The 25880-nt window shown below is 68.2% G+C and carries 23 protein-coding genes; 9 read left to right on the plus strand and 14 right to left on the minus strand.

All coding sequences use genetic code 11. From position 1 onward, the window contains the following. Positions 1 to 11 precede the first annotated feature (11 nt). The 5 genes from nirB to ERC79_RS04485 all read right to left on the minus strand — a co-directional run bounded on the left by nirB (position 12) and on the right by ERC79_RS04485 (position 8990). The gene (gene nirB, locus ERC79_RS04465; RefSeq protein WP_131576076.1) at positions 12 to 2537 is read right to left on the minus strand and encodes a nitrite reductase large subunit NirB; all 2526 of its coding nucleotides are present in this window, start codon (positions 2535 to 2537) and stop codon (positions 12 to 14) included. Continuing rightward, entirely contained in the window at positions 2534 to 4060 is a 1527-nt protein-coding gene (locus tag ERC79_RS04470; protein WP_207390428.1) for an FAD-dependent oxidoreductase, read from the minus strand. Before ERC79_RS04470 ends, nirB begins: the two co-directional genes overlap by 4 nt. After that, positions 4057 to 6096 (minus strand): molybdopterin oxidoreductase family protein, encoded by a 2040-nt coding sequence (locus ERC79_RS04475; protein ID WP_207390480.1) that lies wholly within the window; start codon positions 6094 to 6096, stop codon positions 4057 to 4059. The genes ERC79_RS04470 and ERC79_RS04475 overlap by 4 nt, the downstream gene beginning before the upstream one ends. 65 nt (positions 6097 to 6161) lie before the next feature. After that, positions 6162 to 7559, minus strand: coding sequence for a nitrate/nitrite transporter (locus ERC79_RS04480; RefSeq protein WP_207390481.1), 1398 nt, complete (start codon positions 7557 to 7559; stop codon positions 6162 to 6164). A gap of 183 nt (positions 7560 to 7742) precedes the next feature. Further along, positions 7743 to 8990 (minus strand): MFS transporter, encoded by a 1248-nt coding sequence (locus tag ERC79_RS04485; protein ID WP_131576080.1) that lies wholly within the window; start codon positions 8988 to 8990, stop codon positions 7743 to 7745. Between the two features lie 211 nt (positions 8991 to 9201). Between ERC79_RS04485 and ERC79_RS04490 the strand changes: the two genes are divergently transcribed. After that, positions 9202 to 9888 carry a FadR/GntR family transcriptional regulator gene (locus tag ERC79_RS04490; RefSeq protein WP_131576082.1) on the plus strand — a complete coding sequence of 229 codons (687 nt, stop codon included), beginning with the start codon at positions 9202 to 9204 and terminating at the stop codon, positions 9886 to 9888. A 10-nt stretch (positions 9889 to 9898) separates the two neighbouring features. Here ERC79_RS04490 and ERC79_RS04495 read toward each other — a convergent pair whose 3' ends face one another. From ERC79_RS04495 to ERC79_RS04510, 4 genes are all read right to left on the minus strand, one after another. After that, positions 9899 to 10753, minus strand: coding sequence for a TIGR02569 family protein (locus ERC79_RS04495; protein ID WP_131576084.1), 855 nt, complete (start codon positions 10751 to 10753; stop codon positions 9899 to 9901). Positions 10754 to 10834: 81 nt separating this feature from the next. Then, positions 10835 to 12019 (minus strand): adenylyltransferase/sulfurtransferase MoeZ, encoded by a 1185-nt coding sequence (gene moeZ, locus ERC79_RS04500; RefSeq protein WP_131576086.1) that lies wholly within the window; start codon positions 12017 to 12019, stop codon positions 10835 to 10837. Between the two features lie 43 nt (positions 12020 to 12062). Next, positions 12063 to 12806: a beta-phosphoglucomutase family hydrolase gene (locus ERC79_RS04505; protein ID WP_131576088.1), complete on the minus strand. Its 744-nt coding sequence runs from the start codon at positions 12804 to 12806 to the stop codon at positions 12063 to 12065. A 52-nt stretch (positions 12807 to 12858) separates the two neighbouring features. Next, positions 12859 to 13953: a DUF3152 domain-containing protein gene (locus tag ERC79_RS04510; RefSeq protein ID WP_131576090.1), complete on the minus strand. Its 1095-nt coding sequence runs from the start codon at positions 13951 to 13953 to the stop codon at positions 12859 to 12861. A 308-nt stretch (positions 13954 to 14261) separates the two neighbouring features. Between ERC79_RS04510 and ERC79_RS04515 the strand changes: the two genes are divergently transcribed. Beyond that, complete coding sequence (locus ERC79_RS04515; RefSeq protein ID WP_131576092.1) at positions 14262 to 14933, plus strand: TetR/AcrR family transcriptional regulator; 672 nt, start codon at positions 14262 to 14264, stop codon at positions 14931 to 14933. Positions 14934 to 15009: 76 nt separating this feature from the next. Here ERC79_RS04515 and ERC79_RS04520 read toward each other — a convergent pair whose 3' ends face one another. Further along, positions 15010 to 15243 (minus strand): DUF3107 domain-containing protein, encoded by a 234-nt coding sequence (locus ERC79_RS04520; protein WP_165497039.1) that lies wholly within the window; start codon positions 15241 to 15243, stop codon positions 15010 to 15012. A gap of 106 nt (positions 15244 to 15349) precedes the next feature. Next, positions 15350 to 16030, minus strand: a complete 681-nt coding sequence (locus tag ERC79_RS04525; RefSeq protein WP_131576096.1) for a ferritin-like fold-containing protein — start codon at positions 16028 to 16030, stop codon at positions 15350 to 15352. 392 nt (positions 16031 to 16422) lie between these two features. Here ERC79_RS04525 and ERC79_RS04530 point away from each other — a divergent pair, with 392 nt between their 5' ends. The 3 genes from ERC79_RS04530 to ERC79_RS04540 all read left to right on the plus strand — a co-directional run bounded on the left by ERC79_RS04530 (position 16423) and on the right by ERC79_RS04540 (position 20250). Next, positions 16423 to 18099 (plus strand): DEAD/DEAH box helicase, encoded by a 1677-nt coding sequence (locus ERC79_RS04530; protein WP_131576097.1) that lies wholly within the window; start codon positions 16423 to 16425, stop codon positions 18097 to 18099. 29 nt (positions 18100 to 18128) lie between these two features. Next, the gene (locus ERC79_RS04535) at positions 18129 to 19337 is read left to right on the plus strand and encodes a hypothetical protein (protein ID WP_131576099.1); all 1209 of its coding nucleotides are present in this window, start codon (positions 18129 to 18131) and stop codon (positions 19335 to 19337) included. 88 nt (positions 19338 to 19425) lie between these two features. After that, positions 19426 to 20250 (plus strand): SDR family oxidoreductase, encoded by an 825-nt coding sequence (locus ERC79_RS04540; protein ID WP_131576101.1) that lies wholly within the window; start codon positions 19426 to 19428, stop codon positions 20248 to 20250. Positions 20251 to 20260: 10 nt separating this feature from the next. Here the strand turns inward: ERC79_RS04540 and ERC79_RS04545 are convergent, their stop codons facing one another. Beyond that, entirely contained in the window at positions 20261 to 21064 is an 804-nt protein-coding gene (locus ERC79_RS04545; RefSeq protein ID WP_131576103.1) for an AAA family ATPase, read from the minus strand. A gap of 66 nt (positions 21065 to 21130) precedes the next feature. Here ERC79_RS04545 and ERC79_RS04550 point away from each other — a divergent pair, with 66 nt between their 5' ends. Together ERC79_RS04550 and ERC79_RS04555 are read left to right on the plus strand one after the other, a co-directional pair. Continuing rightward, positions 21131 to 21733 carry an acid phosphatase gene (locus ERC79_RS04550; RefSeq protein WP_131576105.1) on the plus strand — a complete coding sequence of 201 codons (603 nt, stop codon included), beginning with the start codon at positions 21131 to 21133 and terminating at the stop codon, positions 21731 to 21733. 53 nt (positions 21734 to 21786) lie between these two features. Continuing rightward, the gene (locus ERC79_RS04555; RefSeq protein ID WP_131580747.1) at positions 21787 to 22281 is read left to right on the plus strand and encodes a GNAT family N-acetyltransferase; all 495 of its coding nucleotides are present in this window, start codon (positions 21787 to 21789) and stop codon (positions 22279 to 22281) included. Between the two features lie 9 nt (positions 22282 to 22290). On the opposite strand, the gene ERC79_RS04560 is transcribed toward ERC79_RS04555, so the two are convergent. After that, entirely contained in the window at positions 22291 to 22707 is a 417-nt protein-coding gene (locus ERC79_RS04560; RefSeq protein ID WP_131576107.1) for a hypothetical protein, read from the minus strand. Positions 22708 to 22753: 46 nt separating this feature from the next. On the opposite strand from ERC79_RS04560, the gene ERC79_RS04565 reads away from it, so the two are divergent. Then, positions 22754 to 23710, plus strand: a complete 957-nt coding sequence (locus ERC79_RS04565; RefSeq protein WP_131576109.1) for a diacylglycerol kinase family protein — start codon at positions 22754 to 22756, stop codon at positions 23708 to 23710. A gap of 281 nt (positions 23711 to 23991) precedes the next feature. Beyond that, complete coding sequence (locus ERC79_RS04570) at positions 23992 to 24246, plus strand: WhiB family transcriptional regulator (RefSeq protein WP_131576111.1); 255 nt, start codon at positions 23992 to 23994, stop codon at positions 24244 to 24246. Positions 24247 to 24355: 109 nt separating this feature from the next. Here the strand turns inward: ERC79_RS04570 and ERC79_RS04575 are convergent, their stop codons facing one another. Then, a complete protein-coding gene (locus tag ERC79_RS04575; RefSeq protein ID WP_131576113.1) occupies positions 24356 to 25861 on the minus strand; it encodes a PAS domain-containing sensor histidine kinase in 1506 nt (501 codons plus the stop codon). Positions 25862 to 25880 lie beyond the last annotated feature (19 nt).

A 25880-nucleotide genomic window follows, 5' to 3' on the forward strand; every position in this document is an offset into this window, starting at 1 on the left:
TTACTCCGCGATTACCGGCGCGAGGAGAGTTCCGATCGGCGTTCCGGAACGTCCGGTATGCCCATCAGGACGGGCACCTTGCGCGGCCCGGAGTCGTCGAACACCACCGTCGGATCGGGCACCTCGGGGGCGTTGACGAAGGACACGAACCGCGACAACTTGTCCGGATCCTCGAGCACGCCTGCCCACTCGTCGCGGTAGCCGGCGACGTGCCGGGCCATCGCCGACTCGAGATCGTCGGCGATCCCGAGGCTGTCCTCGCACACCACGGCCTCCAGATGGTCGAGTCCGCCCTCCAGCGATTCCACCCACGGCGCGGTGCGCTGCAACCGGTCGGCGGTGCGCACGTAGAACATGAGGTAGCGGTCGATGTACCGGATCAGGGTGTCGTCATCGAGTCCGCCCGCGAGCAACTGCGCATGCCTGGGCGACTGACCACCGTTGCCGCCTACATACAGATTCCAGCCGTTCTCTGTCGCGATGACGCCGACGTCCTTGCCGCGAGCCTCGGCGCACTCGCGCGCACACCCCGACACCCCGAACTTGATCTTGTGCGGCGAACGTAGGCCCCGGTACCGGTTCTCGAGCCGCACCGCCATCCCCACCGAGTCCTGCACGCCGTACCTGCACCACGTGGACCCGACGCAGCTCTTCACGGTGCGCAGCGACTTCCCGTACGCCTGACCGGATTCCATGCCGACATCGACGAGCCGCTGCCAGATCTCCGGCAACTGTTCCACCCGCGCGCCGAACAGGTCGATCCGCTGACCACCGGTGACCTTGAGGTAAAGCCCGTAGTCGCGGGCGATCTCCCCGATCGTGATGAGCTGCTCGGGCGTGCACTCGCCCCCGGGCATCCTCGGCACCACCGAATAGGTGCCGTTGCGCTGGATGTTCGCCAGGAAGTGGTCGTTGGTGTCCTGGAGCGACGCCTGCTCACCATCGAGGACATGTTCCGACGATGTCGACGCGAGGATCGACGCGACGACGGGCTTGCAGATGTCGCAGCCGGTTCCTGTGCCGTATCGCGCGATCAGGCCGGAGAAGGTCCGCGTGCCGGTGGCCCGGACGATCTCGAACAGCTCGGCCCGGGACTGGGTGAAGTGCTCGCACAGTGCCTTCGACAGCTCCACGCCGGACGACGCGAGCAGCGCCTTCACCGTCGGCAGGCAGCCGCCGCACGTGGTACCCGCATTGGTACAGGCCTTGACCGCCGCGACATCGCACGCACCGTCAGCGATCGCCGCGCAGATCGCCCCCTTGGTGACGGCGTTGCACGAGCACACCTGGGCGTCATCGGGAAGCGCTCCGGCGCCGGGCTTCTCGCCGGCCGGGGAGATCAGCGCGGCCGGATCGCCGGGGAGTTCCCGCCCGACGAGCGGGCGCAACGACCCATAGGCCGACGCGTCGCCGACGAGGATCCCGCCGAGCAGCGTCCTCGCGTCGTCCGAGACGACGAGCTTGGTGTACGTGCCCTTCGCGGCGTCGCTGAGCACCACCTCGAGCGCGCCCGGCGTCGCGGCGTGCACGTCACCGAAGCTCGCGACGTCCACGCCGAGCAGCTTGAGCTTGGTGGACAGGTCGGCTCCGGGGAACACCGCGTCCCCACCGAGGAGCCGGTCCGCGACCACCTCGGCCGTCGAGTAACCAGGGGCAACCAGCCCGTAGCACCGGCCCTCCACGGCGGCACACTCGCCGACTGCAAACACCGCGGGATCAGAGGTGACGCAACCACTGTCGGTAAGGACGCCGCCGCGCTCGGCGATGTCCAGGCCCGCGTCACGGGCCAGCCGATCCTGCGGGCGGACGCCTGCGGAGAACACCAGCAGCGCGGCATCGATCACGGAGCCGTCGGACAGCTCCACCCGCACACCGTCGGATCCGTCGGTGATCGAACCGATCCCGGTTCCGGTGTGCAGCGTGAGCCCCAGGTCGGTCACCAGCCTGGCGAGCACGGCGCCGCCGCCCTCGTCGACCTGCAGCGGCATCAGCCGGGCGTTGTGTTCGACGACATGCGCCGACATACCCAACTGGCGCAGCGCGTTCGCGGCCTCGAGCCCGAGCAGGCCACCACCGACCACGACGCCGACGGCGCCCGGTCCAGCCGCCTCCGCGCGGGCCCGGATGCCGTCCAGATCGGACGGAGTGCGGTAGACGAAACACAGATCGTGGTCGTGGCCCGGCACCGGCGGCACGAACGGGTACGAGCCCGTCGCGAGCACCAGCGCGTCGTAACCCAGTGTCTCGCCCGCCGACGTGGTCACGGTGTGCCCGGCCCGATCGATCACGTCGGCCCGTACTCCCACCCGCAGGTCCACTGCGGGATCGCCGGCGAAGTCGTTGCCCGCCAACGCAATTTCCCGCACGTCCCACGAGTCGACGTACGACGACAGCGCTACCCGGTCGTAGGCCGGCACGTCCTCCTCGCACAGCACGATCACCGCCCAGGTGCCGACCTCGTCTCGAGCACGCAGCGCTTCGACGAAGCGATGGCCCACCATGCCGTGTCCGATCACGATCGCGGTCCGTTCGTTCATGCCGCACCTTCCTTCCGAGCCGATACTTCTCGTTCGTCGCCGTGCTGCTGGTCACCGTGGGCCGCGTCGTCGTTCCGGAGATCGGCGCTCTGGGGATCGCTGCTCCGTAACCACTCGCATATGCCCTCGACCGTGGAACTGCATCCGCCGCACCCCGTTGTCGCGCGGGTCGCGGTTGCGAGTGCGGCCACCGAGCGTGCCCCGGACCGCCATGCCGCCGTGAGGTTCGTCTTGGTCACCGAGTTGCAGCGGCAGATCACCGCACCGCCCGGCATGCCGGCGGGGCTCACCGACTCGGTGGTGGCTGCGCCGCGACCCGTGAGCAGCACCATGCGGTCCTGCGGCACCGGAAGCCGCGCGTCGAACAACTGCGTGACGGTACCGACCACATCGGGGCTGCCGAGCAGTACGGCGCCGACTATCCGTTCTTCGCGTACAACGAGTTTGGCGTAGCGTCCGCGTGCCGGGTCCGCGAGCGTGAGCACCTCGTGGTCCGTGTCGTGCAGGTCGGCACTCACGTCACCCATCGACGCAAGGTCGATGTCGTGGGCCTTGAGCCGGGTGACAGTTTCGCTGCCGTGGTACTCGGCGCCCGGATCCGCCCCGGTGATCCGGGCGGCCACCACCGCGGCCTGCTCCCAGCCAGGCTGCACCAGGCCGTACACCTCGCCGCGGTGCTGCGCGCACTCCCCGATCGCCCACACGTGCGGGGCGCTCGTGCGCAGTCCGTCGTCGACCACCACCCCGTAGTCAACGATGACGCCGGCGGCCCGCGCCACAGCGGTGGCGGGCCGGACGCCCGCCGTCAGCACCACCAGATCGACAGGCAGTTCGGTGCCATCGTCGAGAACGAGCACACGCGCGGCGCCTGTGCCGCGCAGCGCAATCGCGCGCCGGTTGAGCAGAACCCGCATACCCAGGCCGGTGAGCACGCGACCCAGGACCGCACCGCCACCCGGATCCATCTGCCGTTCCATCGGCACCGCCTTCGGATGCACAACGGTGACGTCGGCGCCGCGCAGCAGCAGCCCGCGCGCCGCCTCGAGCCCGAGTAGGCCGCCGCCGAGAATCACCGCCCGGCACCCCGGCGACGCGGCGCCGGTGATCCGGTCACAGTCCTCCACGGTCCGGAACGCGGCCACCCCGTCGGCATCGACGTGCATCCCCTCGATCGGCGGCACGAACGACGTGCTGCCGGTCGCCAGGACCAGCTCGTCGTAGCCGAGCAGCTTGCCGTCGTCGCAGCGCACGACGCGCGCCTCGGTGTCGACCGCCTCCACCCGCACCCCGATCCGCACGTCGACGTGGTTGCGCGCCCACCAGTCGTCCGGCCGCAGCCGTGTGTCGCGCGCAGTGATGCTGCCGGCCAATACGTTCGACAGCAGGATCCGGTTGTATGCGGCCCGGGGTTCCGCCCCGAACACCACGACCTCGAGACGCTCGGGGTCACGGTCGCGGCGGCGCAACTCCTCGGCCAGCCGCGCGCCGACCATGCCGTTTCCGACGATCACGACCCGAGTCACGATGCCGCCTCCAGCCGCACCGCACACACCTTGAACTCCGGCATCCGGCTCGTCGGATCGAGGGCGGGGTTGGTCAGCAGATTCGCCCGGGCGTCGCCCGCGAAGTGGAACGGCAGGAACACCGTGTCGAGCCGCATCGAGTCGTCACATCGCACCGCCGCAGACACGGCGCCCCGCCGACCCAGCACGGTCGCCCTGTCACCGTCCCGCAGGCCGGAACGCTCGGCAGTGTCCGGGTGGACCTGCACGAACATCGGCCCCGCCGCCGCGGCGAGTTCGGCCACCCGCCGGGTCTGCGTGCCCGACTGATATTGCGCCAGAACACGTCCCGTGGTCGCAACCAACGGGAACTCGGTATCTGTCGGCTCGGCGGGACCACGATGCTCGACGGCGGTGAACCGCGCCCGTCCGTCGTCGGTGGCAAACCGGTCCAGGAACAGCCTCGGCGTGCCCGGATGCCCGACGTCGGGGCACGGCCAGTACAGCGCCTCCCCCGCATCGAGGCGGTCGTAGGTCACTCCCGCGTAGTCGGCGACGCCACCGGCCGAGGCGCGGCGCAGTTCGTCGAACACCACCTCGGGCTCCGCCGGGAACCTCGACACCGGCTGACCGAGCCGAACGGCCAACTCCTGCAACACCTCGAGCTCACTGCGCGCCCCGGCCGGTGGCGCCACCCCGCGTCGGCGACGCAGTACCCGGCCCTCGAGGCTCGTCATGGTGCCCTCCTCCTCGGCCCACTGCAGGACCGGCAACACGACATCGGCCATCGCGGCCGTCTCCGAGAGCAGGAAGTCACACACCACCAGCAGGTCCAGCGACCGCAGCCGGTCGACGACGTGACCCGCCCGCGGCGCCGACACCGCAAGATTTGCGCCGTGCACCATCAGCGCACGCGGGCCGTCGGGGTGGCCGAGCGCGTCGAGCAACTCGTATGCGCTGCGCCCCGGACCGGGCAGCTCCGACGGATCGATCCCCCACACCCGCGCGACATGTTCGCGCGCAACAGGATCGGTGATTCTGCGGTAGCCGGGCAGCTGGTCGGCCTTCTGCCCGTGCTCGCGACCACCCTGCCCGTTGCCCTGACCGGTGATTGCACCGTAGCCGCTGCCACGACGCCCCGGCAGTCCCAGCGTGAGCGCCAGCGCGATCCACGCGGACACGGTGTCGGTGCCGGTCGCGTGCTGCTCGGCGCCCCGGGCAGTGAGGATGTAGGCGCCGGTGTCCGAGCGCCTGGAATGCGACAGGATCTCCACCGCCCGGCGTAACGACGCGACCGGCACACCCGTGACGCGTTCGGTGCGTTCGGGCCACCACTGCGCCGCCGCGAGCCACGCGTCGTCGAAACCGTCCGTGCGAGCCTCGACGAACTCGCGGTCGAGGTGCCCCTCGATCACCGCGAGGTGCACCATGCCCAGCGCCAGCGGCAGATCCGTGCCCGGTGCCAGTTGCAGATGCACCCCACCGCCGAGGACGGCAAGGTCCGCGGTCGCGGTGCGCCGCGGGTCCGCGACGATCAGCCCACCCGCATCGGCCGCCGCTTTCAGGTGCCCGACGAGCGGCGGCATCGTCTCGGCGACGTTGCCGCCGGCCAGCAGGATCGCCTTCGCCGACGTGAGATCCGAGACCGGGAACGGCAGTCCGCGATCGAGGCCGAACGCGCGGATCCCGGCGGCGGCCGCCGACGACATGCAGAACCGCCCGTTGTAGTCGATGTTCGACGTGCCGAGCGCGACGCGCGCGAACTTGCCGAGCATGTATGCCTTCTCGTTGGTGAGCCCGCCGCCACCGAAGATGCCCACCGCGTCGCGTCCCCCGGCCACCTGCGCGGCGCGGAGGCCCTCGGCGACCCGGTCGAGGGCGTCGTCCCACGAGGCCGGGCGCAGACGCCCGTCGATCCGGATCAGCGGGGTGGTGAGCCGGTCCGGATGTCGCAGCAGTTCGGCGCTGGTCCACCCCTTCTGGCACAATCCGCCGCGGTTGGTGGGGAACTGACGGCCGGTCACCGTCACGCTTCCCGCATCTGGGCTGAGCGTCATCGCGCACTGCAGGCCGCAGTACGGGCAGTGGGTCTCGGCCCGGCTGGAGATGGCGGATACCGCGTTCACGACGTCACCGCGATCGACTGTCCGGCAGCCTCTTTCGTGACCGGCCTGCGTCGCACGAATACGGTCCACGTGACCAGCGCGCACACCACATAGAAGCCGAGGAACACCCAGAAGGCCATCGTCGCCGATTTCGCGGGGCTGCTGTACGACGCACGCAGCACCAGGTTGATGCCGACGCCGCCGAGTCCGCCGATTGCGCCGGCGAAGCCGATCAGCGCGCCGGACATGTTGCGCGACCACCCCGCCCGGTCCGGCTCGTCGAGCCCGATCAGCGAGCGCGAGCGGGCCTCGAAGATCGACGGGATCATCTTGTACACCGAGCCATTGCCGATACCGGAGAGGACGAACAGCGCAACGAACCCGATCACGAGCGCGGCCATCGTCACGCCGGATGCGGAGCCGGGCGTCGCGTCGTCGGCCGTGCCCGCACTGACCAGGACCGCAGTGGCCAGCACCATCGCCGCGAACGTGTACAGCGTGATCCGCCCACCGCCGACGCGGTCCGCGAACCTCCCACCGAGCGGCCGGGCGATGGAACCGAGCAGCGGTCCGATGAACGCGATCTGCGCCGCGTGCAGCGCGGCCTGCGCGGGTGTCTCGCCGCCGGCGAGGAAGTTGATCTGCAACACCTGACCGAACGCGAAGCTGAAACCGATGAACGAGCCGAAGGTGCCGATGTAGAGGAAGCTCACGATCCACGAGTCCCGTACCCGCAGGGCCGCGACCATCGAACGCAGGTCCGCCTTCTGGTTACCGAGGTTGTCCATGAACAGCGCCGCGCCCACCGCAGCGACCGCGATCAGCACGAGGTACACCGCACACACGAGATACGGGGCGGTATTGCCGACGGTCGCGATCACGAGCAAGCCCACCAACTGGATGGCTGGCACTCCGATGTTCCCGCCGCCCGCGTTCAGGCCCAGCGCCCAGCCCTTGAGCCGCTGTGGGTAGAAGGCGTTGATGTTCGCCATCGACGACGCGAAGTTGCCGCCGCCGACACCCACGGTGGCGGCCACCAACAGGAACGTCGTGTAGGACGTGCCGGGATGCTGCACGAACCACAGCGTCAGCAATGTCGGGATCAGCAGCACCAGCGCGCTGAACACCGTCCAGTTCCGGCCGCCGAACCGGGCGGTGGCCACGGTGTACGGGATACGCAGCACCGACCCGACGAGGGTCGGCACCGCGACGAGGAAGAACTTGCCGGCGGCGTCGATGCCGAAGACGTCGGTAGGCATGAACAGCACCATCACCGACCAGATGGACCAGACCGAGAAGCCGACGTGCTCGGCGATCACCGACCAGACGAGATTGCGGCGGGCGATGTCCTTGCCGCCGGCCTCCCACGCCTCGACGTTCTCGGCGTCCCAGCGGTCGATGTAGTGCCCCTGCACCGTCGGCGCGCTCGCATCCGGTGCTGTGGACCGATCGGAGAGTGTGGTCACCTGGACCTCCTACCTGTGTGGGAAACCCCAAGGTAGGAGGCCGGTGTTGCGTCGGTGCTGCCCCCGATGACCCGTCCGTCAACACTCGCTCACCCACCGCATTCGAGGCGGTGAGGTCGACGGAATACCAGGTCAGGCGGTCTTCGCGCCCCAGCTGTCCTCGAGCATCCGCGGCTTGCACGCCGCCCACGCGGAAATCAGGACCACGACGACCGCGGCGGCAAGCAGCGCGAACGGCGCACCCCATCCGCCGGTCGACTCGTGCAACACGCCGAACAGCAGCGGGCCGATGCACGCGACCGTATAGCCGATGCCCTGCGTGAACCCGGACAGCGCCGCCGACCCGGCATGCGTGCGGGTCCGCAGGTTGATCAGCGTCAACGACATCGGGAACGTGCTGGGTCCGAGGCCGATGACCAGCACCCACAGGATCGGCGCCGACATCGGCGCGAGGAACAGTCCGGTGAAACCGATCGCGTAGCAGACCGCACAACCGACGACGATCGGGAACGGATTGCGCATGCGGGCGCACACGCTGGGTGCCGCGAATGCCGCAATCAGGCCCATGAACGAGAACACCGCGACCATGCTGCCGGCGAATGCCTCGCTGGCGCCGGCCTCGGTGAGGATCTTCGGGATCCATGTGAACATCGAGTACGTGATGAGCGAGGTCATACCGAACATGCCCGCCATGCCCCAGCCCACCGGCGACCGCCACGGCCGTCCGGGTGCGTGAGACTCGGACGGCCGCTCAGGCGCGGCAGTGCCGTCGGACCGCTTGCGGCCGCGGGCCAGGATCATCAGCCACGGCGCCGCAGCCGCGAAGCCGAGCAGCGACCACACCCCGAGTGAGATCCGCCAGTCGAACACCTCCGCGAGCGGCACCGCCACCAGGGCAGGCACGATCGTGCCGATCTGTACGCCGGTGATGTAGATCGAGCTCATCAATGCCAGTCGGTCACCGAAGTAGCGCTTTACCAGCGGCGGAATCACGACGTTGCCGATGCCCATGCCACCGAGCGCGAGCGCCGACAACGTCAGCAGCGACCACGTATCGCCCACCATCGCGCGGGTGAGCATGCCGACGCCAGCCATCATCATCGCCAGCAACGCGGTCCATTCGAGCCCCAGCCTGCGCGCGATCGCGGGCGTGAGCAGACCGAACACGGCGAACATCGCCGTCGGAATCATGCCGAAGACACCGACGACAGTGGACGAAAAGCCCAGGTCGCCGCTGATCTGGGACGCGAGGGGACTGAAGGAGGTAACCGCAAGGCGCAGCGTGAGCGCCGACATCGCGATCGCGGCGAACACCAAGAGGCGCCCCGCGAACAGGGGCTGGGGCCCTCTGGCGATTGCGGCCGTCGCGGGCGCGGTCATGGACTGCCTCGTTCCGTCGTTGATGCGATTCGCGAATGACTACCACGAAGGGCTGCGCACTCGACCCGACAAATCATAGGATGACCGGATGAAAGTCTGCAAAGCATAATTCTCGAGACCCATCGTTCTTCGAAGCCGCCGTGCGAAACCACCGTGCGAGACCACCCGCGCGAAACCACCGTGAGACATCCGCCTACCCCGCAGGAGCGCCGTGCAACCCGTCCGCCGCAGCACCCTGATCACCCAGGTGACCGAACAGCTCCGGGACGAGATCCGATCCGGCAACTGGCCGGTCGGCACGCGCATCCCCACCGAGCCCGAACTGTCCGAGCTGACCGGAACCGGACGCAACACGGTCCGTGAGGCCGTCCAGGCACTCGTCCACACCGGACTGCTCGAACGACGGCAGGGCTCGGGCACCTTCGTCCTCGCGGCCTCCGAAATGGGCAGCACCCTCGGCCGCTACTTCGCCAGCGCGCACGAACGCGACGTCCTCGAACTGCGCCGATCGCTCGACGTGACCGCGGCCGGACTGGCGGCCAAGCGCCGCAACGCCGCCGACATCGAAACCCTGCGCACCCTGCTCGATGCGCGCACGCTCGCCTGGGAAACCGCCGACCTGCGCACCGCGATCGCCGCCGACATAGCCCTGCACCGCGGAATCGTCGCGGCCAGCCACAACCAGGTGTACCTGGAGTTCTACGACTCACTGCTCCCCGCGATCGAGGACACGGTCTTCAAGCACGCCTCCGCAACCGGCGCGGGATTCCACGGCGAACACCACGATCTCATCGAGGCCGTCATCGACGGCGACGCCGACCGCGCCGTCGCGGCCGCACGCTGCTTCTTCGACGAACTGCTCGCCGGCTACACGACCGAGCGGGTCCCACCGGAATAGCGAACCAGCGCTAGAGGATCAGCCGTACGAGTTCAGCGGTCCGCATCAGCCCGGGCAGCGCCTCCGGCGTCGACCTCGGGTGCAGTGCATGCACCGATAGCCGGAACAGCAACGCCCGCAACAACATCTGCGGCCACTCCGGCAGATCCTCCCAGCGTCCGATCAGGCCCTCGTCGGCGCCGCCCCACGACAGCGCGTCGACGACCACCACGCCGGCCGCCCACGCGGAGGGGCGCCAATAGGGCGTGATGTCGGTAACGCCGGGCGCAGCGCTGCCGGCGAAGAGGACCGTGCCGAACAGATCGCCATGAACCAGCTGATCCGGCGAGCGTACGGCCTTGCGAAGCGTCGCGAGCTGTCCGATGAGCTCGACACTGCGCTGGCGATCCGGGGTGAGCTGGTCGAGCGCGCCGGCCGCACGGGCGGTCCGCAGCGGCACCGTCTCCCACGCGGCCCGGTCGGCGGCGACGAAGACGTCGACGTCGGCCCATGGAGCGACCGGCGGCTGCGCGAGGAAACGCGGACGCTCGAGCTGCGCCGTCGCGGCGTGCAGGCGCAGCGACAGCGAGACGACCTCGTCGTGCCGCGGCTCCGGGGTACCGGTGATGAATGTGTCCGCTCGCCAGCCCGAGACCACGTACCGGCCGTCGGTGGAACGCACCGGGCGCGCCAGCCGCACAGCGTCCACGGCCAGCGTCTCGCGCACCTTCGCCGACCATGCGGCACGGGCGTGATCGGCTACGGCCGACAGCACGACATCTCCGCAGCGCCAGCCGCCGTCCCAGTCTGCGCCCAGCGCAACGGGTTCGACCTCGCGGAGACCGAACGTCGAACAGACGTGTTGAGGCGGTTGGACTGAGCTCACGGCCGTCACGCTACCGTCGCCGACCCCTCGGACAGGTGAGGCGCTCCGGGGACCACCCCACCGGACCCGGTCAGTTGCCGCTCAGTAGACCGGGAGGGACGGATCGACCTGATCGGCCCATGCGATCACGCCGCCTCGAAGGTGGACCGCGTCCGCGAATCCGGCCCGGCGCACCGCGGCCAGCGCCTCGGCCGAACGGATCCCGGTCTTGCAATGCAGCACGATGCGCTTGTCCTGCGGCAGTTCGGCGAGTGCCTCCCCCGACAGGATCCGGTCCTTGGGAATCAGCGTGGCACCGGGCAGGTGCACGATGTCCCACTCGACCGGCTCACGGACATCGACGATCGCGATGTCGGCACCCGCGTCGAGCAGCTCCCGCAGCTCGCGCGGAGTGATGGTGGCGTCGGCGTCGGCGTCCTCCTCGACCGCCGGCAGGACTCCGCAGAACGCGTCGTAGTCGATGAGCTCGGTTACCGGCCCGCGGCCGGGATCCCGGCTCAACCGGACGGTGCGGTACGTCATGGCCAGGGCGTCGTAGATCATCAGCCGGCCCAGCAGCGAGTCACCGATTCCAGTGATCAGCTTGATCGCCTCGGTGGCCATGATCGAGCCGACCGATGCGCACAGCACCCCGAGCACGCCACCTTCCGCGCACGACGGCACAGTGCCCGGCGCAGGCGCCTCCGGGTACAGGTCGCGCAGCGTGATGCCTCGATCGCCGGGGGCGTCCTCCCAGAACACCGATACCTGGCCCTGGAACCGGTAGATCGATCCCCACACGTACGGCCGGTGCGCAAGGGCTGCGGCATCGTTGACGAGGTAACGGGTGGCGAAGTTGTCGGTGCCGTCGAGGATCAGGTCGTACTCGCCGAACAGTTCGATTGCGTTGGACGCCTCCAGCCGGAACTGGTGCAAGCGAACCGTGACGTGCGGGTTGAGGCCACGGATCGACTCGCGGGCACTCTCGGCCTTGGACCGGCCGACATCGGCGGTGCCGTGGATGACCTGCCGCTGCAGATTCGATTCGTCGACCACGTCGAAATCGACGATGCCGATCGTTCCGACCCCGGCCGCGGCCAGGTACAGCAGCGCGGGCGACCCGAGACCTCCGGCACCGATCACCAGCACCCGCGCGTTCGCGAGCCGCCGCTGTCCGGACGTCCCGACATCGGGAATGATCAGATGGCGGCTGTATCGCGCGACTTCTTCGCGACTCAGTTCCCCAGCGGGCTCCACCAGTGGGGGCAGCGGACTCTTCGCGGACACCAACACGCTCCTGACATCGACCGTTCAACGCTCGATGTCCAGCCTAGGCGGTTGAGAAACGCACCTCGAGATCGCTCAGGTCCGCGACCACGATATCGGCTCCCGCCTTCCGCAGTGCGTCCGCGTGGTGCGTGCGGTCAACGCCGACGACGACGCCGAAAGCGCCGCGGCGACCCGCCTCGACACCTGACAGAGCGTCTTCCACCACGACGCATTCGCCTGCCTCCAGGCCGAGCCTGCGGGCCGCCTCGAGGTACGTGGCGGGGTCAGGTTTGCCGGCCAGATGTAGCCGGTCGACGTCGGTGCCGTCGACTCGGACATCGAACAGCCCGGCCACCCCCGCCGCGGTGAGGACCCGATCGGCGTTGCGGCTCGCGGTGACGAGCGCGGTCGGTGTCCCGGCGCCGCGCAGCCGCTCGATGAGCGCGATCGTCCCGGGGAACACGTCGACGCCGTGTGCGTCGAGCTCGTGCAGGAACAACGCATCCTTGCGCGCGGCTAGACCACACACCGTGTGCTGCGACGGATCGTCCGACGGGCTACCGCGAGGGATCTCGATCGACCGAGACGCAAGGAACGACGCCACCCCGTCGACGCGGGGACGACCGTCCACATGGTCGATGTAATCGTCCGGGGTGAATGGCGCGTCGCCACGCCCGCGCTGGTCGAAGAACTGATCGAACAGCCGGGTCCACGCCCGCGCATGCACCTGCGCGGTATCGGTGACCACGCCGTCCAAGTCGAAGAGGAACCCGGCACAAACGATGTCACCGATGTACGCGGGCACAGGACCCTGCCTCTCCGGTTGTCGGGCTCCCCAGCTGTCAGACCCCCCCCAGTCAGACTCTCGGGTACGGCCAGGGGTTGAAGCGGCACACCTTGCCGTCCATCGGGACGACGCCCTTGGGGTCCAGGACGGCGATGTCGTTGTTGGCGGTGCCGAACGACTGCTGCATCATCACCGGCGCCAGCCCACCGTCCGTCTCGCACGGTTGGTGCGCCTGGTATCCGATGGCGTGCCCCACCTCGTGGTTGATCTGGTACTGCCGGTACGACCCGATATCGCCCTGGAACGCGATCGCGCCGCGCACCCAGCGGGGCTCGTTGAGCACCACACGGTCGATGCCGGGGTTGTAGCAGGACACCTCGAGCTGGATGTCGTAGCCGCAGGCTTGCCGGATGGTCATCTGCGAGGTGAGCGAGATGCGGAAATCCGGACCGGCGCCACCGGGAGCCAGCGCCGGATCACTCTGATCGATCCGCTGGAACGCGAACCGCGGGTCCTTGGTCCAGCTCTTCGGGTTGCCGAGGGTCTGGTCCACCATCCGGCCGAACGACTCGTCGCCGCCGAACCCGGCCGTGTCGACGCCGTCCTCGATCTCGACGGTGTATCTGAACACCCGCTCGGTACCTTCACCGATCTTCCCGGTAGCACCCGGCACCACGTGCCATGTGCCGGCGCCGGCCACGGTGAACGGCCCGCCCTCGGGTAGAGCCCCGGCCGGGACCGTCCCCGCGTAGTTGCCGTCTGCGACCGGCGGGACACCGATGACGTCCGTGCCGTCGGAGTCACTGCGTACCCCGAAGCCGGGGTCCGCCGAACCGGTGGACTCGGTATCGCCGACGCTACGGACCGCATCCACCAGCACCAGCAACGTCACGACCACCAGTACCGGGATTGCATACGCGCGCCAGCCGTACATCGAGACGAACCTGCCGAGCCGGCTTTGCTTCTTGACGCCCCGGTCCGGACGCGGCACACGAGGCCGACCGATGTTCCGGCGGGTGGGATCCCACAGTGCCCGCAACGGTTCGTGCGGGTCGGGGGCGCGTGCGGAATCGTTGCCGCCGTGATTGTCTGCGGCGAGCGCCGCGCGATCCTCGGGAACCTCGGGAACTCTGCCCCGCAGGCGCGGTCCTCCTCGGTCAGTCACCCCGCCAGAATCTCACAGTCCGTCGCACTGTTCACCCGGCACGCCGGATCAACGACCCGAACCGGACATCGAAGTGAAGTGTGCCACCGGAGCGATGTTGCCGTCCACGCGTGCACGGGTAGCCCGAACTCTCGCCCGACGGCTCCCGATCGTCGTATCCTGGAGTACTCGCAGTCAGCGACAACTCCGTACAGCGAATACGACGAAGAACCGTCCGGGTATCGTGCAAATGATTTATCTTGCCCCGACGCGTTCGAGAGCATTCGCACGCGATAGAAACGGGGCTCTTTGTGCAGATTGGGAGCGACATGACTGAACTCGCGGATCGGACCCCATCCGATCGCGCCGCCACGACCGCAAGCGGTCAAGGCGCCCGCCGCAGCACCCGACTGCCGCGGGACGCGCGGCGCCTTCAGTTGCTTGCAGCTGCCAGCGAGGTGTTCGTCAGCCGCGGCTACCACGCCGCCGGGATGGACGAGATCGCCGAGTGCGCCGGAGTGAGCAAACCGGTGCTTTACCAGCACTTCCCCGGCAAGCTCGAACTGTACGTGGCGGTACTCCAGAGCTACGTGGACAGCCTTATCTCGGGTGTCCGCCAGGCGCTGCGGTCCACCACCGACAACCGGCAGCGGGTGCGCGCGGCCGTCCAGGCGTTCTTCGACTTCGTCGACAACGACAGCCAGGGCTTCCGGCTCGTGTTCGAGTCGGATCTGATGGGCGAGCCACAGGTGCAGCGACGCGTCGAGCAGGCCACCGAGGCGTGCGTCGACGCCGTCTTCGACCTGGTCGCCCACGACTCCGGACTCGATCCCTACCGGGCGCGGATCCTCGCCGTCGGCCTGGTCGGCACCAGCCAGTTCACCGCCCGGTACTGGCTCGAGGCGGCGCGTCCGATCCCGAAAGAAGAGGCGGTCGACACCACCGTCGCGCTCGCATGGGGCGGCCTGTCGCACGTACCGCTGCACAACGATCCGAAGTAGCCGGGCGAAGCAGACATCAGAAAACACAGGTAGGGCGCGCGATCTTTGTAGACCGCGCGCCCTACCTGTGTGTTTTCTAGCTCGTGGCCGCGAATCCGACCTTGCGGCTGTCCGACGGTCCGATCTCCACGTAGGTGATCCGGCTCGCCTGGACCAGAAACTTCCGTCCCTTCTCGTCGACGAGCGAAAGGACGCCGTCCGCCTTGCCGCCGAGCGCGTTCGTGACGAGCGTTTCCACCTCTTCAGGCGTCTGAACGCTGCTGACGACGAGCTCACGCGGGCTGTCAGTTACACCGATCTTGACCTCCACGGTCAACCTCCGAACTCTTCGAACGCTTTCAGCTGTCCCGGCCAGATTAGTGCAGCGCAGCGCCTGCCAGCCTGTCCGAGCGCTGTGCTGACAGCGAACAACGCGGTCAGACCAGACCCAGTACCGCCATCCGCTCGGCGTGCTTGGCCTGCATGTTGTCGAACAGCGCCGCGACACCGTTGAGACTCCCGGTGGCGGTGATCACGAGGTCGGTGAGGTCCTCGCGGCGGGCCAGTACGAACTGCGCCTGTGTGATGGCCTCGCCGAGGAGCCGACGGCCCCACAGCATCAGCCGGTCCTTCTCCTGCTTGCTGGCAGTGACGGCGGCCCGAACCTCGTGCACGACGAACTCGGAGTGCCCCACCTCGGCGAGCACCTCACGGACGATGCCACCCACTGTGGGGTCCAGGGAGTGCGCGATCTCGCGGTAGAAATCGGCAGCGATCCCGTCTCCGACATACGCCTTCACAAGCGACTCCAGCCAGGTCGAGGGGTCGGTGGATGCGTGGTAGGCGTCGAGCGCCCGCACGAAGGGATCCATCGCCGCGTAGATCTCGAAGCCACGTTCGGTCAGGGCCCGCTCGAGCGTCTCGAAATGCGACATCTCGGCGGCCGCCATGCTCGCGAACGCAACCCGTCCCTGCAGCGTGGGAGCCATTTGGGCATCTTCGGCAAGACGGTAGAACGCGGAGATCTCACCGTAGGCAAGGACCGCGAACAGATCCGCGACTCCGGAGTGGTCGGCGGCGATGATCGGCGCGGACGAGGTTGACGAATCGGCTCCCATGACGACACAGCCTAATCCGTCGAGAGGGCCCGCCTTGCCCGACAGGACACACCCGAAATGGTGACCTACGCCATGGATGTGCGGGATAGCACCTGCACGAGAGCTACAATTGGCGCGGGAGTCCGTGAATTCCGCGCCGTAGTTCTCGCTGCGGAGCCGAGGAACCGAACCTGATTTCGGACGTGGATCGAGACGATTCGCACGCGGTTCGGACTCGGAATCGGAATCCCGAAGATAATGTGCGCGCACCTGATCGACGGTGTCCACCGTATCTCGCCGAAATCGACACCGATTTCCGTGCTGAGGCAGCGGCCGAGAAGACGGCCCGGCGGACACCGACACAAGAGGGCACCGACATCGGCCGACTTACGGCCTGGCCCCTTACCTCGTGCGTGCGTGCCGATACGAGGAAGGCCAGTTCCCTGAGCAAGATCACGATCGACCACGAAGACGAAGCAACCGAAACCACACTCTCCGCGCAGTTGGACGAGACACACACCCCGCCGACGTTCAGTGAGCTCGGTGTCCGCGACGAGATCGTCAAGGCACTCGGCGAAATCGGCATCGAGCGCACCTTCGCCATCCAGGAGCTGACGCTCCCGCTCGCACTCGCCGGCGACGATCTCATCGGCCAGGCCCGTACCGGCATGGGTAAGACCTTCGGGTTCGGCGTCCCGCTTCTACACAGGGTCGCGACCATCGGGTCCGGCACCACCCCGCTCGACGGCACCCCCCGCGCCCTGGTGATCGTCCCGACCCGCGAGCTGTGCATCCAGGTCACGCAGGACCTCGAGAATGCCTCGAAGTACCTGAAGGCCGGCACCAAGCCGCTGCAGGTCCTCTCGATCTACGGCGGTCGCCCCTACGAGCAGCAGATCGACGCGCTCCGCAAGGGCGTCGACGTCATCGTCGGCACCCCAGGTCGCCTGCTCGACCTCGCCAACCAGGGTCATCTGATCCTCGGCAAGATCGGCGTCCTCGTCCTCGACGAGGCCGACGAGATGCTCGACCTCGGCTTCCTGCCCGACATCGAGCGCATCCTCGGCATGGTTCCCGCTGGTCCGACGGGTCGCTCCGCAGGCTCCGCTCCCGGTCGCCAGACGATGCTGTTCTCGGCCACGATGCCGGGCCCGATCATCACGCTGGCCCGCACGTTCCTGACGCAGCCGACGCACATCCGCGCCGAGGAAGCGGACTCGTCCGCGGTCCACGAGCGCACCGCCCAGTACATCTATCGCGCACACGCACTCGACAAGGCCGAGATGGTCGCCCGTGTCCTGCAGGCCGAGGGCCGCGGCGCGACGATGATCTTCACCCGCACCAAGCGCACCGCGCAGAAGGTCGCCGACGATCTGGGCGAGCGCGGCTTCAACGTCGGTGCCGTCCACGGTGACCTCGGCCAGATCGCGCGCGAAAAGGCGCTCAAGGGATTCCGCTCCGGCAAGGTCGACGTGCTCGTCGCGACCGACGTCGCTGCCCGCGGCATCGACATCGACGACGTCACCCACGTCATCAACTACCAGTGTCCCGAGGACGAGAAGACCTACGTGCACCGCATCGGCCGCACCGGTCGCGCGGGCCGAACGGGTATCGCGATCACGCTGGTCGACTGGGACGACATCCCCCGCTGGCAGCTGATCGACAAGGCACTCGACCTCGGCATCGCGGAGCCCGCCGAGACGTACTCGAGCTCCCCGCACCTGTTCGAGGACCTTGGCATCCCGGCCGACGCGAAGGGCACGATCCGCAAGCCGCGGGCCGAGCGTCCGGCCGCCGAACCGGCCACTGAAACGGCCACCGACACCCACAAGTCGGATACCCCGAAGAGCACCCGCACACGTCGCCGCACCCGCGGAGGCAAGTCCGAGAACGGCGGCGCACAGGCCGACGGCACCGTTGTGGTCGCCGCCGAGAATGCACCCACCGCTGCCGGGCCCGCCTCGGATGATCAGCCGTCGGCTCCGAGCCGTCGCCGTCGCCGTCGGCGGTCCAACGCCGCAGGTGCACCGGACCAGTCCGGCGCCGAGGCAGCGGGCGTCGCGGCTGGCTCGGAGCGGACGAGCGCGTAGCCGAAGCAACTCGGAGTAACCTGCCACCTGTGCTGGCACCCGAGCGTCGTACCCGCCTCGACGTCGCCGTCGCGGCGATCATCGTGATCGTCGTCGCGGCCGCTACGGCGGTGATCTGGTTCCGCAGCGACGCTCGGGGCACCACCTCGATCACTGCGGATGCACCTGCAGCAGAAGTAAATACGGCCCTGTCCGTCCCCGAGTCGTTGCACGAGATCTGGCGTTCCCCCAGCCCCGCCACCACGGCACCCGTCGTGGCCGGCGGGGCTGTCGCAACCGGGGAGGGCGGCACCGTCACCGGCCGGGACCGGCTCACCGGCGCCGAGCTGTGGCGCTATCAGCGGGATCTCGACCTCTGCGGCGTCATCGGCGCATGGAACACGGTGGTCTCGGTGTACCGCGACCACCGCGGGTGCAGTCAGGTCACCCAGCTCGCCGGGGCCACCGGAGTACGCGAGGCCCAGCGCACCAGCGACGCCGACGATTCGGTAGCACTGTCGTACGACGGCACGTACGTCGTCTCCCGCGGGTCCTCGCGCATGGAGCTGTGGCGATCAGACCTGGTGCGCACGCTCGAGTACGGTCGCGTCGACGCCCCGGTCAATCCAGGCAAGCAACCACACCCGGGATGCGGGCTGTCCTCCGCGGCCGCGAGCGGTACCCGCGTCTCGGTACTGCAGCACTGCCCGGGCGAGCCGGTCGAACGGATCACGGTGCTCGACGCCGCGCCGAAGGACAGCCAGGAACCCGAGGAGTTCGGCTCGGCCGTACTCACCGACCTTCAATCACCCGGAGCCCGCATCATCGCGTCGTCGGGCGACCGGACCGCGGTGTACCTGCCAGCCGGACCCACCGCCGGACCCCGCATCGGCGTCTACGACGGCACCGGAAACCCGGTGGCGCAGTATCCCGTCACGACCGACGCCGACGCCGACGCCGTCGCCGCCCGCAACGGCTCGGTGTTCACGTGGTGGACGGGCACCGACCTGGTCGCCCTCTCCTCCACAGAGCTGGCACCACGCTGGACCTACCCCGGCGCACTCGGCCCCGGCTCGTTGATGGCCGGCTCGCTGATCGTCCCCGTCACCGGCGCGATCGCGGTACTCGATCCCTCGACCGGCACCCAGCAGCGGTTGATCCCCGTCATCCGTGACAGCGACGTCGCACCGATCAGCACCGCCGTCCTCGGCGACGTAGTACTCGAACAGCGCGGGGACGACGTCGTGGCACTGCGCTGAAACGGCACTGCTGAGCACGGCGCCCCGCTGAAAGAACGGCGCCGCCGATGTGCACCGGTCCCCGATTGCAACATGTTCTAATTCGACCATGGTCAACATCGTCGTCACGGGCGCCGCCTCCGGCATCGGCGCCGCCACGCTCGACCGCCTGCGCACGTCCGGTCACGACGCGATCGGCGTCGATCTTGCCGGCACGGACATCACTGCCGATCTTGCGAGCATCGAAGGTCGCCAGGATGCCGTTGCCGCGGTGCTGGACTCCACCTCCGGCCTCGTGCACGGCGTCGTGTGCTGCGCGGGCCTGGGCCCATTGTCCTCGCATTCGGGCGGGAAACTGGTGGCGGTCAACTACTTCGGCGCCGTCAACTTCCTCGACGGCCTGCGGCCCGCACTGGCTCGCGCGGGACAGGCGTACGCGGTCGCGATCTCGTCGAGTAGCACCAGCACCCAGCCCGGAATCCCCGAGAAACTGGTCGCGGCCTGCCTCGCGGGCGACGAGTCCGCCGCGGTGGCACTCGGCGATACCGTCGGTGCCATTCCCGCATATCCGGCGTCGAAGCTGGCGCTGGCTCACTGGGTGCGGCGCAGCGCGGTCACAGCGGACTGGATCGGGGCGGGCATCCGGCTCAACGCCATCGCGCCCGGAATGATCGACACGCCGATGACATCGGGGCCCGACCTCGATCCGGGCCTCGCGAAAGCCCTGGACTTCTACCCGGTGCCCCTCGGACGGCGGGGCCGGCCAGACGAGATCGCGGCACTCATCGAGTTCCTGACCGGCGACACAGCATCACTGCTGTGCGGCAGTGTCCTGTTCGCCGATGGCGGCACCGACGCCCTGCTGCGTCAGACCGATTGGCCCTCGATCTGGGAGCCGACCCCGGAGGACCTCACCCGGCACTTCGCGGGCTGAGCCACGAAGGTCACGCTGTTCCCTCGAACGACGAGAAGGTGACCAGTTCCGCGCCGGACGACCAGTAGGCCGAGAGATGTTGTGCCAGTTCGCGATATGCCTCAGCACCCTTGTTCTTCCGGCCGGAGAGCACCGTCGATCCCGACGCCGAGGCCTCCGCAAATCGCACTGTCCGCGGAATCGGCGGCGCGAGCACCGGAAGGTCGTAGCGGTCGGAGACATCGGAGAGTACGTCCCGGCTGTGCGTGGTACGAGCGTCGTACAACGTCGGCAACGCACCGAGGAGCACCAGGTCCGGGTTGGTGATCTGCTGCACCTCGGAGACCGTCCGCAGCAACTGCCCGACGCCGCGGTGCGCGAGTGTCTCGCACTGCAGCGGCACCAGCACCGACTGCGCAGCGGTCAGTCCATTGAGGGTGAGCACGCCCAACGACGGTGGGCAGTCGATGACGATCACGTCGAAGTCGTCGTGCAACGGGGCCAGCGCCCGCTTGAGAGCGAACTCCCGTCCAGGACGCATCAACAGCAGCGCCTCCGCGCCGGCCAGATCGATGGTCGCCGGCAGCAGCATCACCCCGTCGTCGGTTTCGAGGAGCACGTCCTTCGCCTCGATCTCTCCCGTGAGTACCTCGTGCAGGGACGCCTCGAGCCGGTCGGGGTTGTGCCCCAACGAGAATGTCAGACACCCCTGCGGATCGAGGTCCACCACCAGCACGCGCCGGCCCAGACCCGCGAGGGCCGCTCCCAGCGAAGCCACCGTCGTGGTCTTGGCCACCCCACCCTTTTGATTCGCCACAGCCAGTACCGTCGTCACGGCCTCGATCCTTGCGCACTCGAGGCCCGAGCGCGAGGGTTCGGGCACACCCGGCATGATTGATCCATGACCTCACCCGACCGCCGCCTCGTCCTGATGCGACACGGAGAGACAGAGTGGGCACTGCTCGGCCGTCACACCAGCACGACTGAGATTCCACTCACTGCCCGCGGCGAGGTACAGGCGCGCCAGGCGGGCGCACAACTGGCCGAGTTGAAGCTGCGCGATCCGCTGGTAGTCACCAGTCCGCGACGCCGGGCCCACCTCACCGCCGACCTCGCGGGCCTGACGGAGGACCGCCGCTGGGATGCCCTCACGGAGTGGAACTACGGCGAGTTCGAGGGGCTGACCACACCGGAGATCCGCGAACAGGTTCCGAACTGGACTGTCTGGACCCACCACTGTCCCGGCGGCGAGACGCACGAGCAGGTCGCCGCGCGCGCCGACCTGGTGGTGCACACATCCGAGGCAGCACTCGCCGACCGGGACGTGGTGCTGGTGGGGCACGGCCACTTCTTCCGCGCGGTGATCGCGCGGTGGATCGGTCTGCCAACGTCCGAGGGACGGCGGTTCGCCCTCTATCCCGCCGCACACACAGTGCTCGGATACGAACACGGTTCGCGGATGGTGCTCACCCACAACGTGACACCACAGGAGGGACTGCGGTGACACCCGGACAGCAGAACTTCGGCCCAGCGGCCGGACGCGCACATTCCGTGGCGGTGATCCGGCGCGCCACCCCCGACGACGTCGCCGCGATCACCGGCCTGATCTACGAGCTCGCCGAGTACGAGAAGGCCCGCCACGAATGCACGGTCGTGCCCGATCAGATCGAGACCGCGCTGTTCGGTCCTGAACCGGCCGCCTTCGCGCACGTCGTGGAGGTGGTGACCCCGGGGAACCGGAGGCCGGTGATCGTGGGGACGGCGCTGTGGTTCCGGAACTTCTCGACGTGGGACGGTGTCCACGGGATCTACCTCGAGGACCTGTACGTCACACCCGAACATCGCGGATCGGGGTACGGCACAGCGCTGCTCGCGACCCTGGCCGAGGAGTGCATCGCGAAGGGCTACACCCGCCTGGCCTGGTCCGTCCTGAAGTGGAACACCCCGTCGATCGGATTTTACGAGTCCCTGGGTGCCGTCGCTCAGGACGAGTGGACCGCATACCGCCTCAGCGGCGACGCGCTGGCCGCACTGGCGACCCAGGCTCGGTAACGGCTGGGCCTAGTCCTCGTCGGGGGCGCCGTAGCCCTCGGCCATCCACCGCGACGTGCTACCCGCGAACAGCAGCACCAGGGCAGTGAGCACCACCGCGCCCAGCAGGATGCCCCAGACCACCCGGTGCGAGGTCAGCACATACCACGTGACCGGCAGCAACAGCAGCTGGGTGAGAAGGCCGATCGTGCGTCCCCAGCGATGACCGAGGAGCAGACCGATACCCGCCGCCAGGACGGCCCCACCGAGAATCGCGAACCATGCAGCGGTGCCGTACCCATTGGTCATGCTCTGGTCATGGCCGAGCAAGCCACGCATCACCAGAACGATCGCGATACCCACCGCAATGGCACCCTCGAGGGCAACCAGCGCTCCGGCCCCACGGACCGTACTGGGAGTCTGGACAGATTCAGGCGGGTTCGACACGCAGCCAGCCTAGATCACGGCCGGGACCCGGCTAGGCTGATGCCCCGTGCGTGCGCTGCTGATCGTCAATCCCAACGCCACCTCGACCACGCCTGCGGGCCGCGACCTCCTCGCGCACGCGCTGTCGAGCCGGGTACGGCTGACCGTCGTCCACACCACGCACCGCGGACACGCTGCCGAACTCGCCGCGAAGGCTCGCACCGACGGCATCGCACTGATCATCGTTCACGGCGGCGACGGCACCGTGAACGAGGTGATCAACGGCCTTCTCGGTGCACCGCACCCCAAGACGATGCGCTCGGTGCCGATCGGTCCCATCCCGCTGATCGCTGTCGTCCCCGGTGGCTCCGCGAACGTGTTCGCACGCTCGCTCGGTATTGCCGCCGACCCGGTCGATGCCACCAACCAGCTGATCGACCTCCTCGGGCGCCGGACCCGCCGCACCATCGGTCTGGGCCATTGCGACAACCGCTGGTTCACGTTCAACGCCGGCATGGGACTCGATGCGCAGGTGTGCGAGGCCGTGGACGCCGGTCGCACCAACGGTGAGGCCGTCACGCCGGGCCGCTACGTCCGGCACGCGATCCGCGCCTTCTTCCGCAGCAAGCGCGCCGAACCGACCCTGACCGTCGAGGTGCCCGATCACGACCCGATAGACGGGGTCCACTACGCGTTCGTGTCCAACTCGACGCCGTGGACCTATCTGAACAAGCGGGAGGTGCACACGAACCCGGGCACGACGTTCGACACCGGGCTCGGCCTGTTCGCAATGCGGACGACCGGCGTCTTTGCCAGTCTTCGCGTCGTTCGTCAACTACTTTCGGCAGGATTGTCACCTAAATCACGCGCATTGATTCGATTCGACGATGTAGCTCGAATCCGTATCCACGCGAGCGCCCCGATCGGTCTTCAAATGGACGGGGACTATATCGGGATGCGGACCGACGTCACATTCGTTTCGGTACCCGAAGCACTCGAGGTCGTAGCCCCCACCCGACCTTGATCTAACGTCGGATTGGGAGCCCGAGCTACCTGTCGCCGACCGATACAAGACCGAAATGCCCACATGGGGTGCGCATCGCCGCAGGTGGGTGTACAAAGGAACGCAGTGCTGCATAGGCGAGCCTAACCGAGTGAGCTTCCCCACGGTGCAGCCGATTCCTATTGACTTCCCTCTCGTTCGTGAAAGCATTCACAAGTAACAGTGCTGAAACAACCAAGTAAGCACCCATGAACTAGTGAATACAAAACGGTGCACGGCGCACCCAGTTAAGGAGTAGAAGGATGGACTGGCGCCACAAGGCAATCTGTCGCGACGAGGACCCCGAGCTGTTCTTCCCAGTGGGAAACAGCGGTCCGGCCCTCGCTCAGATCGCTGATGCCAAGGTGGTGTGCAACCGGTGCTCCGTAACTGCGGAGTGCCTGTCGTGGGCCCTCGAATCCGGCCAGGACGCCGGCGTCTGGGGCGGCATGAGCGAGGACGAACGTCGCGCACTCAAGCGCCGCAACGCCCGCACCCGCGCACGCACCGCAGTCTGATTCTCCAGACCGACACGTGAGGCCCGGCACCGACGGTGCCGGGCCTCACGTGTATCGTGCCGGTCCTCACCTGCATCCCGGAGGCCGCCGGGTCAGGCTCAGGCCCGTTTCACAGCCGCGGCGATCGCCGACCGAGCGGGACCCTGAGCACAGCGTCGGTTCCACCGTCCGGTGACGGGTGCAGACCGAGCGATCCGCCGAGTTCCGCACCCACCAGCGTCCGCACGATCTGCAACCCGAGCCGATCGGAGCGTTCCAGGCTGAACCCTTCCGGCAGACCGCGCCCGTCGTCGTGGATGACAACGTCGAGCCAGCGCGCCGAGCGATCCGCACGCAGGTACACCGTGCCGGGCTCCCCGGGCTCGAAGCCGTGCTCGATCGCGTTCTGCACCAATTCGGTCAGCACCATCACCAGCGGTGTCGCGCGTTCGGCAGAGAAGACACCGAGACTGCCCACGCGCTGAATCTTGATCGGCAGGTTGACGGAGGCCACGTCCGCCAGGATCGGCACGAGGCGGTCCACTACCTCGTCGAGGTCGACCTCCTCGTCCACCGACATCGAGAGTGTCTCGTGCACGAGCGCGATCGACGTCACGCGCCGCACCGATTCACTCAGCGCCTGCCGCGCCTCCTCGTTCTCCGTCCTGCGCGCCTGCAGACGCAGCAGAGCCGCAACCGTCTGGAGGTTGTTCTTCACCCGGTGATGGATCTCCCGGATGGTGGCGTCCTTGCTCAGGAGCGCGCGGTCCCGACGCTTGACCTCGGTAACGTCACGAATCACCACCGCGGCGCCGACGATCTTGCCGTGTGGCTTGAGAACCAGCGCGCGCAGCAGCACGATCGCGCCACGCGCCTCGATCTCCATCCGATGACCGAGCCGGCCGGAGAGGGTTCCGCTGATGTAGTCGGCAACCTCCTGCGACTCGAACGGATCGGTGATCAGCGACCGGGTGGTGGACGCCAGGTCCTGACCGGACAGGTCGGTATTCAAACCCATCCGGTGGTATGCAGACAGTGCATTGGGACTCGCATAGACAACGCGGCCATCCGGATCGAGGCGGATGAATCCGTCACCCGCACGCGGGCTGGAGTTGGTGTCCGAACGCGATACCGGATTGGGGAACGTACCCTCGCTGATCATCTGGCACAGGTCGGCCGCGCAGTCCAGGTACGCGATCTCGAGGGGGCTCTGGGCGCGCTGCTGCGCCAGATTGGTGTCGCGGCTCAAAACCGCGATGACCTCGCCGTCGCAGCGCACCGGGACCGCCTCGCGCCGCAACGGAGTCCCACCTCGCCACGAGTCGTCCACCTCGGTGACGATCTCGCCCTCGACGAAAGCCCGCAGCACCTGCGGATGCTCGGACTCGGAGACCACCGACCCCACCGCGTCGTCCGGGAATGCAGTCGACGCCGTGGTCGGCCGGCACTGAGCCACACACACGACCGAGCCCGGTTCGTCGCGATCGCCGTGACCCTCGGTCGCCACCCATAGCAGGACGTCGGCGAAGGACAGATCCGCGAGTAGCTGCCATTCGCCCACCACCTGCTGCAGGTGATCGACCGCGCTTCCGGGGAGGTCGGTGTGCTCGGCGAGCAGGTCACTCAGTGTCGACATGTGCCAGGCTCCGGATCGA

The organism is Rhodococcus sp. ABRD24, assembly GCF_004328705.1.
In the GTDB taxonomy this organism is placed as follows: Bacteria; Actinomycetota; Actinomycetes; order Mycobacteriales; family Mycobacteriaceae; genus Prescottella.

What these genes read in the sequence shown, in the direction of transcription:
- ERC79_RS04475 (WP_207390480.1), bottom strand. Translation starts at nt 6,096, where the DNA reads ATGACGCTCAGCCCAGATGCGGGAAGCGTGACGGTGACCGGCCGTCAG.
- ERC79_RS04570 (WP_131576111.1), top strand. Translation starts at nt 23,992, where the DNA reads ATGGACTGGCGCCACAAGGCAATCTGTCGCGACGAGGACCCCGAGCTG.
- ERC79_RS04515 (WP_131576092.1), top strand. Translation starts at nt 14,262, where the DNA reads ATGACTGAACTCGCGGATCGGACCCCATCCGATCGCGCCGCCACGACC.
- ERC79_RS04575 (WP_131576113.1), bottom strand. Translation starts at nt 25,861, where the DNA reads ATGTCGACACTGAGTGACCTGCTCGCCGAGCACACCGACCTCCCCGGA.
- ERC79_RS04525 (WP_131576096.1), bottom strand. Translation starts at nt 16,030, where the DNA reads ATGGGAGCCGATTCGTCAACCTCGTCCGCGCCGATCATCGCCGCCGAC.
- ERC79_RS04550 (WP_131576105.1), top strand. Translation starts at nt 21,131, where the DNA reads ATGACCTCACCCGACCGCCGCCTCGTCCTGATGCGACACGGAGAGACA.
- ERC79_RS04540 (WP_131576101.1), top strand. Translation starts at nt 19,426, where the DNA reads ATGGTCAACATCGTCGTCACGGGCGCCGCCTCCGGCATCGGCGCCGCC.
- nirB (WP_131576076.1), bottom strand. Translation starts at nt 2,537, where the DNA reads ATGAACGAACGGACCGCGATCGTGATCGGACACGGCATGGTGGGCCAT.
- ERC79_RS04485 (WP_131576080.1), bottom strand. Translation starts at nt 8,990, where the DNA reads ATGACCGCGCCCGCGACGGCCGCAATCGCCAGAGGGCCCCAGCCCCTG.